8 protein-coding genes are annotated in these 7,724 nt (G+C 39.5%); all 8 read right to left on the bottom strand.

Features of this window, described 5'->3' with window-relative positions:
• Positions 1–62: 62 nt before the first annotated feature.
• The 8 genes from HEM79_RS16730 to galF all read right to left on the bottom strand — a co-directional run bounded on the left by HEM79_RS16730 (position 63) and on the right by galF (position 7,580).
• On the bottom strand, positions 63–872 hold the full coding sequence (locus HEM79_RS16730; RefSeq protein WP_016231799.1) for a glycosyltransferase family 2 protein: 810 nt from the start codon (positions 870–872) through the stop codon (positions 63–65).
• A 6-nt stretch (positions 873–878) separates the two neighbouring features.
• Positions 879–1,589 carry a hypothetical protein gene (locus HEM79_RS16725; protein ID WP_016231800.1) on the bottom strand — a complete coding sequence of 237 codons (711 nt, stop codon included), beginning with the start codon at positions 1,587–1,589 and terminating at the stop codon, positions 879–881.
• Entirely contained in the window at positions 1,586–2,830 is a 1,245-nt protein-coding gene (locus tag HEM79_RS16720; RefSeq protein WP_176242088.1) for a flippase, read from the bottom strand. The genes HEM79_RS16725 and HEM79_RS16720 overlap by 4 nt, the downstream gene beginning before the upstream one ends.
• Positions 2,831–2,845: 15 nt before the next feature.
• Positions 2,846–3,388, bottom strand: a complete 543-nt coding sequence (gene rfbC / locus HEM79_RS16715; protein WP_001100715.1) for a dTDP-4-dehydrorhamnose 3,5-epimerase — start codon at positions 3,386–3,388, stop codon at positions 2,846–2,848.
• 4 nt (positions 3,389–3,392) lie between these two features.
• The gene (gene rfbA, locus HEM79_RS16710) at positions 3,393–4,271 is read right to left on the bottom strand and encodes a glucose-1-phosphate thymidylyltransferase RfbA (protein ID WP_105285102.1); all 879 of its coding nucleotides are present in this window, start codon (positions 4,269–4,271) and stop codon (positions 3,393–3,395) included.
• A gap of 58 nt (positions 4,272–4,329) precedes the next feature.
• Positions 4,330–5,229, bottom strand: a complete 900-nt coding sequence (rfbD, locus tag HEM79_RS16705; RefSeq protein WP_001023613.1) for a dTDP-4-dehydrorhamnose reductase — start codon at positions 5,227–5,229, stop codon at positions 4,330–4,332.
• Positions 5,229–6,314: a dTDP-glucose 4,6-dehydratase gene (rfbB, locus tag HEM79_RS16700; protein ID WP_176242090.1), complete on the bottom strand. Its 1,086-nt coding sequence runs from the start codon at positions 6,312–6,314 to the stop codon at positions 5,229–5,231. Before rfbB ends, rfbD begins: the two co-directional genes overlap by 1 nt.
• Before the next feature lie 372 nt (positions 6,315–6,686).
• The gene (gene galF, locus HEM79_RS16695; protein WP_000183032.1) at positions 6,687–7,580 is read right to left on the bottom strand and encodes a UTP--glucose-1-phosphate uridylyltransferase GalF; all 894 of its coding nucleotides are present in this window, start codon (positions 7,578–7,580) and stop codon (positions 6,687–6,689) included.
• Between the last annotated feature and the right edge of the window lie 144 nt (positions 7,581–7,724).

Below are 7,724 nucleotides of genomic sequence, written 5' to 3'. Positions count from 1 at the left end.
AGAGAAATATAATACTATAGCTATTGTAATGTTTAAACAATAAATTATGACCACACCCCCCCCTATCTTAGACCGAATAATTTGCGCTTAATTGATTTTGTTTTCTGATATAATATTTGTGGAACAATTTTTTTAAATAAATCCTGCAAGATATTATAAAAAATAAATTTCACCTTGTATGATAGAGGCATGGAAATTTTATTTTTAGCAAGAATATATGCGATTTCCTTCTTAACCAACTCTTTATTAGACTCATTTGAACTTATACCTGAAGCATCCATAATTGATACAGGAAAATTAACATAATGTATTTTATCCGGATCAATCGTTCGTATCAAAAAATCACTATCAGCCGCTATTTTTAATTTTGTATCAAAGCAATTAACATTATCTTTAAAAAGACTTGAGTGCTGAAAAGTCCCCTGATGAGGAGGGAGCGCGGGTCGACCACATTCCCATTTTTTCTTTATTTCCCCATAAATCCCAACTATGTTATCTTTTTCACCAAAATAAACATCACCATATATAGTTGTTGCATTCTCTTTTTCACGCATAACATTGATTATTTTTACAAGCGTATTATTTTCATAAAAGGTATCGCCGGCACCCATGAAAATAACCCAATCGCCCGTTATGTGAGGTAGAGCTTTATTCCAAGCGTCGTATATACCTTGATCAGACTCGCATAAAAAATAATCGATGATGTCGGTATATTTTTGTATATGTTCTAGTGTTGACTTATTAGAGTTACCATCAATTACAATCCATTGGATATTATTATAAGTTTGATTTTTAATAGATTCCGCTGTCTTGCAAAAATCATATCCACAATTGTACGTTGATGTTATTATAGTGATCCTTAAGCTATTCATCTCCACTCACTTATTTTTCATAGCAATATATTTTAACCTTAATTCTTTAATCAAGCTCTTAACTTTACTATCAGTACAATACTCGATATTAAATGTGCCAGAAAAACCTCTTATTTTTGGTATTATTGTTCCAATAACTCCTGTTAATTTATTTTTTTCAATCTGTTCAAAAAAAACATGTTCTAAATAAACCCCATCAAGGTCTCGAACATTTTTATAAGAATCAACAAAGAAGTCATGATATAATTTTTTATTTACCACATAAAACCTTGTGTCAATCATATTCTCCTTCAAAAAAGGCACTGGAATAAAAAAAGCCTTTCCATTGAACGCTTTTATACATTGCTTATAATTATCAACATATAGTTTGGAAGTGATTTTTGCGAAATGTTCTGCCCCAGATAAATAGTGGCTATTCATTAATGCATATTCAACTATCTCACCTTCTCCGTAACCTTTGCCATAAGATTTAACACTCTCCACATCGTTTTTAAAATGTAATATTTCGATTGAATCCTTATTAATTATTTGTTTATCATTATAGATATCTTTAGTTAGATCATAATCACTACCATCACATATTACGAGTGAATCTGCATTTTTTGACAACTCCCTTATCGCCTTCAATGTAAGTGATAATCTTGCATTTTCATCAGAAAGATTTGTAAGAGGAGCATTAGGTGAGATACAAGAAGTCACTAATACCGGGATTTTCATTTTTTCTTTTCCAGTCTCAACGAAACAAGCATTAAAACAAAATAATCGACGGTAACTCTTGCGCTCCAAGCATAAGCAACACCGGCAACAGAAAAATACATAATCGAGAAATATAAAACTAACAGGTATGGAATACATTCAATAAGATGAATGACCCCCGTAATTTTTGCATATCCTTTCGATTGGATTTGAGCAAACGGAACTTGAGCAAAAGAATTGAACACAAAACCTATCAATAATATTTGAAATATATAAGGACTCTCTATGCTATATTGTTTCCCAAGCCATAAAGTTATGATATCACCAGCTTTAAAAGAAAATATAATAGCTATAATTATGCTACTTACACCAATTAATAGTGTAGCCTCTTTTATTATTTTTTTTCTCTCACCTTTTGTATTATTCTTGCATAGTGCAGGGAAAATTGTCCTTGCTATTGTTGTTGGCAATATAAGTAACTTTGATATCGCATCTGCAGGGGCAATATATAACGATGCTTTAGCAGGACCAACTGCATTTGACAATATAAACCGGTCAATATTTGTAAGCAATGGGTTAATTATACTACTAATACTTGCCCATCCGCCAAAACTTAATAGTGCTTTTGTCTTATTTAAACTAAGATCCATTGTGACTTTGTTATTTCTAAAAACAAATAACACACTTAAAAGAGCTCCAGTTATTCTCGCAATGACCAGCCCCCAAGTAGCATTAAGCAAACTAACATTTTCATGAATAAGAATAATAGGTAGTATTGCAGTTAAAATACCTGTGATTGTTTTTTGTATATTTAATAATTTGAATTTTTCATATCCCTCTAATATCCCCCAACAAACCAAATTCAGAAGGTAGAACGGTAGACAATAAGATAAAACACCTATAGCGTATGCTACATTCTCAGTTTGTTCAGGTCCACTAATTAAGGATGCTATTTTATGATCACTATAATAGAAAATAACGGAAACAACAATCCCAATAAATATAGTTAAAAATACTGATGTTGTGATTACTTGACTAGTTACTTTTATATCATTTTTATTTAATGATATCTCGCGCACAACTGCTCGCGAAAGCCCAAGGTCAAATATGCTAGCGTATCCTACTATTGTAAAAAACATTAAAAAAAATCCAAAGTCTGTTATTCCCAGAGCCCTTGCCAAATAACCCATCGCAGGTATTGACAATAAAGTTGGGATTGCATATCCAGCCAAATTTATTAAACTATTTATTTTAATGCTCATTATTAATGTCTTTTATTAATAATCAATTTTTATAAATGGAGTGCCCAAACAATCCTTTGGTGACAAAAGAGGTTCGTTGTCTAATTGCCAATCTATGTTTAATACAACATCATTCCACATAATACATCTCTCATGAGTTTTTGAGTAAAAATTATTTGTTTTATACAATATTTCTGTTCCTTCTTCTTTTGAATAAAACCCATGAGCAAACCCCTCAGGTATCCACAACTGACGCTTATTCTCAGCAGATAAATTCACACCAACCCACTTGCCAAACGTAGGTGATGATTTCCGAATATCAACCGCAACATCAAAAACTTCACCGACAACACAGCGTACCAGTTTTCCTTGTGCATAGGGTTCTAACTGGTAATGAAGTCCACGTAATACGCCTTTGCTGGATTTAGAATGGTTATCCTGAACAAATTCAACCTTCCGTCCTACAGCTTCTTCAAATACTTTCTGGTTAAAGCTCTCAAAAAAGAAACCGCGTTCATCACCAAATACTTTTGGTTCAAAAATTAGCACATCAGGAATTTCAGTTTCAATTACGTTCATTTTATTAATAACCTTTAATCATTTTTAGCAGATACTTACCATAAGCATTTTTCTTTAGCGGCTCGGCCAATATCTTCACCTGCTCTGCATCAATAAATCCTTTACGATAAGCAATCTCTTCCGGGCAAGATACTTTTAATCCCTGACGCTCTTCAATCGTTGCAATGAAGTTGCTTGCTTCAATAAGGCTTTGATGCGTCCCTGTATCCAGCCACGCATAGCCGCGCCCCATCATAGCAACAGACAAACGTCCTTGTTCCATATAAATGCGGTTAATATCGGTAATTTCCAGTTCACCACGCGCAGATGGTTTAAGGTTTTTCGCCATTTCTACAACGTCATTGTCATAGAAATAAAGTCCGGTTACAGCATAATTGCTTTTTGGCTCTAATGGTTTTTCTTCAAGACTAATGGCTGTTCCGCTCTTATCAAACTCCACGACACCATAACGTTCAGGATCATTAACGTGATAAGCAAATACCGTTGCACCGCTTTCTTTGTTAACAGCAGCTTCCATTAATTTCGGCAAGTCGTGTCCATAGAAGATATTATCGCCAAGCACGAGTGCACAATCATCACCGCCAATAAAGTCTTCACCAATGATAAACGCTTGCGCCAGGCCATCCGGGCTCGGTTGTACTTTATACTGTAAATTAAGCCCCCACTGGCTCCCGTCCCCCAACAATTGTTGGAAACGCGGCGTATCCTGTGGCGTACTGATAATAAGAATATCGCGAATACCCGCCAACATAAGCGTTGAAAGCGGATAATAAATCATCGGCTTATCATAAATCGGCAGCAGTTGTTTACTTACTGCCATCGTCACAGGATAAAGACGAGTGCCGGAACCACCAGCCAGAATAATACCTTTACGCGTTTTCATTTCACCATCCTTTTAATTCATCCCGCCCTGGCATCATGATGCGAGATGCAAAAATTTGTTAAATTGCCGTAGTCGTAAATAATTCGTTGAGCATACGTTTCACGCCCACCTGCCAGTCAGGCAAGACAAGCGCAAAGTTCTGCTGAAACTTTTCTGTATTGAGGCGAGAGTTATGGGGTCGACGGGCTGGTGTGGGATAGGCCGTTGTTGGCACGGCGTTGAGTTTGTTAAGAGCAAGGTTGATCCCCGCTTTGCGCGCTTCTTCAAATACCAGAGCGGCATAATCGTGCCAGGTTGTTGTGCCACCAGCAACCAGATGGTACAAACCAGCAACTTCGGGTTTGTTTACTGCCACACGAATGGCATGAGCAGTGCAATCAGCCAGCAATTCAGCACCCGTTGGTGCGCCGAATTGATCGTTTATTACAGCCAACTCTTCGCGTTCTTTTGCCAGACGTAACATTGTTTTGGCAAAGTTATTTCCTTTACCAGCGTATACCCAGCTGGTACGGAAAATAAGATGCTTTGCGCAATGTTCTTGTAACGCTTTTTCCCCAGCTAGCTTGGTTTCACCGTAGACATTTAGCGGTGCTGTTGCATCCGTTTCCAGCCATGGCGTGTCACCGCTGCCTGGGAAAACATAATCAGTGGAGTAGTGTATAACCCAGGCTCCGACTTCATTAGCTGCTTTTGCAATCGCTTCGACGCTTGTCGCGTTAAGTAATTGTGCGAAATCCGGTTCTGATTCCGCTTTGTCTACTGCAGTGTGAGCAGCCGCATTAACAATAACATCAGGGCGAATTTTTTTGACAGTTTCAGCCACACCTTCAGGGTTGCTGAAATCGCCACAATAATCAGTGGAGTGAACATCAAGAGCAATCAGATTACCTAGCGGTGCCAGAGCACGTTGCAGTTCCCAACCCACCTGCCCTGTTTTGCCGAAAAGCAGGATATTCATTACTGACGGCCCTCATAGTTTTGTTCAATCCACGACTGATAAGCACCGCTTTTCACATTCTCAACCCAATTTGTATTAGTCAGATACCATTCCACCGTTTTACGAATACCGCTCTCAAACGTTTCTTGCGGTTTCCAGCCCAATTCGCGGCTAATTTTATCGGCATCAATTGCATAACGGCGATCATGCCCTGGGCGATCGGCAACATAAGTAATTTGCTCACGATAAGATTTCTCTTTCGGTACAATCTCATCCAACAAATCACAAATAGTGAACACTACGTCGATGTTTTTCTTTTCGTTGTGTCCGCCAATGTTATAAGTTTCGCCCGCTTTACCTTCGGTTACAACGGTATATAACGCACGAGCATGATCCTCTACATACAACCAATCGCGAATTTGATCCCCTTTACCATAAATAGGTAATGGCTTACCTTCCAGAGCATTCAGAATAACCAATGGGATTAGTTTTTCCGGGAAGTGATAAGGACCATAATTGTTAGAGCAATTAGTCACAATGGTCGGTAAACCATAAGTCCGCTTCCACGCACGTACCAAATGATCGCTGGACGCTTTAGAAGCAGAATATGGGCTACTTGGCGCGTAAGCTGTCGTTTCCGTAAATAGCGGTAACGCTTCGTTATTATTTACTTCATCCGGATGGGGTAAATCACCATACACTTCATCAGTAGAAATATGATGAAAGCGGAAACTTTTTTTCTTTTCATCATTCAGAGCAGACCAGTAATTGCGCGCCGCTTCTAAAAGAACATAAGTACCCACAATATTGGTTTCAATAAATGCCGCAGGGCCAGTTATTGAACGGTCAACATGACTCTCTGCCGCCAGGTGCATCACCGCGTCTGGCTGGTGCTGTGCGAAAATACGCGCCATAGCTACGGCATCGCAGATATCTGCATGCTCAAATGAATAACGTTCAGAATCAGAAACTTCAGCGAGTGATTCCAGGTTTCCGGCGTAAGTCAATTTATCGACATTAACAACACTGTCCTGCGTATTATTTATAATGTGACGAACTACAGCAGAGCCAATAAACCCTGCGCCACCAGTTACAAGTATCTTCACTTTTTTATTCCATATAGCTATAGAGCATGCTGTGAAATAGACTGCTCCAGAATTGATTAATAGAGGCATTAGTGCACGCTACCGCCCCTGGCTTAACAGCTACCAGAGCACTGCGTGCATGACTACGATGTGACGAGCGTTACTCACTCGCGCAAAATCCGAAAAATTCAAACGCTAATTGTCTTACCAAACAGCCATAGAAACAAGGAAAATCCTGGAAAAGTTTGACGCGAAGCCGCTTGCTAACTCATTGTTATTATTGAAATTCATAAAAAAACAACGGCAGGAAAATTCAATGCGCAAAACTTATGCTATGAATCTTCACTGCCGTTTTTAATTTCTTACTGACCGACACTTCCTGTCAGATTTTCGTTATTCGCTTAACAACTTCTCAATGCCTTTGCGGAACTTCGCCCCTTCTTTCAGGTTGCGCAGCCCATATTTTACAAACGCCTGCATATAGCCCATTTTCTTACCACAGTCGTAACTGTCACCAGTCATCAGCATTGCGTCAACGGACTGTTTTTTCGCCAGTTCAGCAATGGCATCTGTTAGCTGAATTCGCCCCCATGCACCAGGCTGAGTGCGCTCCAGTTCAGGCCAAATATCGGCAGAAAGCACATAACGGCCTACGGCCATAATGTCTGAATCCAGCGTCTGCGGCTGATCGGGTTTTTCGATAAATTCAACAATGCGGCTGACTTTACCTTCGCGATCCAGCGGCTCTTTAGTCTGGATGACGGAGTATTCAGAGAGGTCTCCCGGCATACGTTTTGCCAATACCTGACTGCGACCAGTTTCATTGAAGCGCGCAATCATTGCTGCAAGGTTGTAACGCAACGGATCGGCGCTGGCATCATCAATAACGACATCGGGCAGCACGACGACAAATGGATTATCACCAATAGCCGGTCGGGCACACAAAATAGAGTGGCCTAAACCTAATGGTTCACCCTGACGCACGTTCATAATGGTCACGCCCGGCGGGCAGATGGACTGTACTTCTGCCAGCAGCTGTCGCTTCACGCGCAGCTCAAGGAGAGATTCTAATTCATAAGAGGTGTCGAAGTGGTTTTCGACCGCGTTTTTGGACGCATGAGTTACCAGGAGGATTTCTTTGATTCCTGCAGCCACAATCTCGTCAACAATGTACTGAATCATTGGCTTATCGACGATGGGTAGCATCTCTTTAGGAATCGCCTTAGTGGCAGGCAACATATGCATCCCAAGACCCGCTACAGGAATAACTGCTTTTAAATTCGTCATTATTTCATCCACCTGTAAAATGGTTGCTGAATTATAGCTTGTTCGATTTTTTTCGCCAGCATCAATTACCCTGAATTGATTACTGATTTCCTTCCGATGTTACGCCGCTTTGTCCAGGATTGCAGTAGCGTTATTCTTAAGTAT

This window comes from Escherichia sp. 93.0816 (genome assembly GCF_013368855.2).
Lineage (GTDB): Bacteria > Pseudomonadota > Gammaproteobacteria > Enterobacterales > Enterobacteriaceae > Escherichia > Escherichia ruysiae.
This window is presented reverse-complemented; position numbering and strand designations above follow the sequence as displayed.